The sequence below is a fragment of the Kitasatospora sp. NPDC059571 genome, from assembly GCF_042735675.1.
Classification (GTDB): domain Bacteria; phylum Actinomycetota; class Actinomycetes; order Streptomycetales; family Streptomycetaceae; genus Kitasatospora.
In genome coordinates this window covers 1-2,072 of the sequence record NZ_JBHWBW010000402.1, presented here as the reverse complement: position 1 = coordinate 2,072, position 2,072 = coordinate 1, and the positions used below count along the sequence as shown (strand labels likewise).

Below are 2,072 nucleotides of genomic sequence, written 5' to 3'. Positions count from 1 at the left end.
CCGCCCCCGACCGGGGGGGGGGGGGGGCGCCCCGCCGGGGGGGGGGGGGGGCGGCCCCGGGGGGGGGGGGCCACCGGCGGGGGTTCGCGGCCGGCCCGGTCCCCCGGCGCCCCCCCCGGGGGCCCCCGGTGCGTGACGTGCGGGATTGGGGGGTGTACGGCGACCGGGCGGCCGCTCGACGGCCGCGCCCGGCGCGCGGGGATGCGCAGGCCGCGGGCGGCGAGGACACGGCCCCGCCGGGCGGCTACGCGTACACGGCCCCGGGCGGTCCCCGGCGGATCACGCTGTGCCGCAGCAGCACCGGCCGCAGCCGGTGCGGGAGGGCAAGCGGAGGACGCCGTGTGCGGGCGGGCCGCGCCGCCGGCACGGTGCGACGGCCCACGAGCCCGGCGAGGGTGTCGGCGACCCGGGCCCGCCAGCGGCGCGCCACGGCACGGACGGTCCGGGCCAGGCCCATCAACCGCCACAGCGCCGCCTCGACGCGGTGCAGCAACCAGCCGGTGACCAGCGCGGCCGCCGCGTGGCTGGCCAGCATTCCTGGTGACAGGCCGACCAGGCCGGCGTGCGCCGCGGTACGCACCGCCGTGCCCGCCGCGTCGGCGACGGGGGCGTGCCCGCCGTGCAGATGCCCAGTCATCCCCGCCATCTCCGGCATGCCGGCCATGCCGCCCGCAGCGGCCGACGGGTTCCCCGGCACGGGAGCGAGCAGGACGTGGCACGCCTGGAAGAACAGGTGGAGGCCGAGCTGGCTCAGCACGAGTGCGCCGGTGATCGCGCCCAGCGCGCGTTCGCGCCCCGCGCCGAGTGCCGCAGCACTCCAGACCAGCACCCAGCCCGCCACGATCGCGCGCAGTCCCACCGGCCCGCCCGCAGCGGTGTGCGCGGCAGCGGCCAGCGCGGTGCTCACCGTGGCGAACGCCACCGACCGCACAAGCCGCACATCGGGCGCGGCCGCGCGGGACGGCTGAGGTGCGTCGGTCACGGACATGGCCGGCCCATCATCGCAGCCGCCCGCACCGGGTCGAACCACGAACCGGCAAGACCCGCGTGTGCCCTCTGCGCACCTCCGGACCCGTGACTTTCTGACGCCACGCCATAACGTACCGTTTGGCACACGGATTCCGGGGGGATCGGTGGAGGTGACCGGGCCAGGCAAGCCGGACCACCCCTCGGAAGGACGGCACCCGTGGACAACACCGGGGCACCAATCGCGACGTTCTGCGGCAACTGCAACTGCGGATGTCCTCAGCTGTTCGTCGACATCGACGCGGCCGAGGAGCGGCGGGTGCGGATCACCGACGACTTCGGCCAACAGGTCCAGATGAGCCGCGAGCAGTTCGCCGACCTCGTCGCCCGGGCGAAGGCCGGCGAGCTCGACGTCGCGACCGTCTGACCGCAGCAACCCGCCCTCGCACCATCGGTGGGCGAGGGCGGGGCGCCACGCGATGCAGGACCTTGTTCACAGGAGGGTGCGCCAGTACTGCCAAAGGCAGTTGAGAATCATCGGCACGATGGCGAGGTACCACGAGGCCAGCAGGTAGAAGCCCACGGCGTTGACCGTGCACACCGTGACCACGCCCGCCGCGACCACCGGGAGCGCATGGCGCCACGGCATCCGGCGCGCCCCGGTCACCGCCACGAGCACAATCACCGCCAGCCCCGCGGCGACGGCCGTCTCCTACAGCCCATACCGCAGCCATCCTGCCGCGAGCCGGTCGCCCACCACAGCCAGCTCGCCGCGGTCGCCCGACTGCAGCAATTGGGAAGCTTCCTGACCGGGCGTGATGTGGGCGAGGCGCAGTGAGGGCCGGATGGGACCGGCGAACTGGGGCACGGTGGCGATCGTCTGTCCGAAGAGTTCGAGCCGACACGGGGCCGGAGCCAGGCCGAACCGGCCCGGAGCAGACCGGTCGGCAGGCAGCCCGCACCCACCACGGTCGGACACACGGCGGAGAGCACCGCGGGGGCACAGCGCAGAGGCGGGGGGGGGCCGCGCCCGGGGGGGGGCCCCCGCGGGGGGGGGGGGGGGGCCCCCGGGCCCGGCCCCCCCCCCCCCCCCCCCCCCGGGCCCC

3 protein-coding genes are annotated in these 2,072 nt (G+C 76.6%); 1 reads left to right on the top strand and 2 read right to left on the bottom strand.

The window, feature by feature from the left end; genetic code table 11:
- Positions 1–244 precede the first annotated feature (244 nt).
- Positions 245–988 (bottom strand): hypothetical protein, encoded by a 744-nt coding sequence (locus ACFV0G_RS31065; RefSeq protein ID WP_380555227.1) that lies wholly within the window; start codon positions 986–988, stop codon positions 245–247.
- Positions 989–1,186: 198 nt separating this feature from the next.
- Here ACFV0G_RS31065 and ACFV0G_RS31060 point away from each other — a divergent pair, with 198 nt between their 5' ends.
- Complete coding sequence (locus tag ACFV0G_RS31060; protein WP_380555225.1) at positions 1,187–1,393, top strand: hypothetical protein; 207 nt, start codon at positions 1,187–1,189, stop codon at positions 1,391–1,393.
- A gap of 66 nt (positions 1,394–1,459) precedes the next feature.
- Here the strand turns inward: ACFV0G_RS31060 and ACFV0G_RS31055 are convergent, their stop codons facing one another.
- Positions 1,460–1,651, bottom strand: coding sequence for a hypothetical protein (locus ACFV0G_RS31055; RefSeq protein WP_380555223.1), 192 nt, complete (start codon positions 1,649–1,651; stop codon positions 1,460–1,462).
- Between the last annotated feature and the right edge of the window lie 421 nt (positions 1,652–2,072).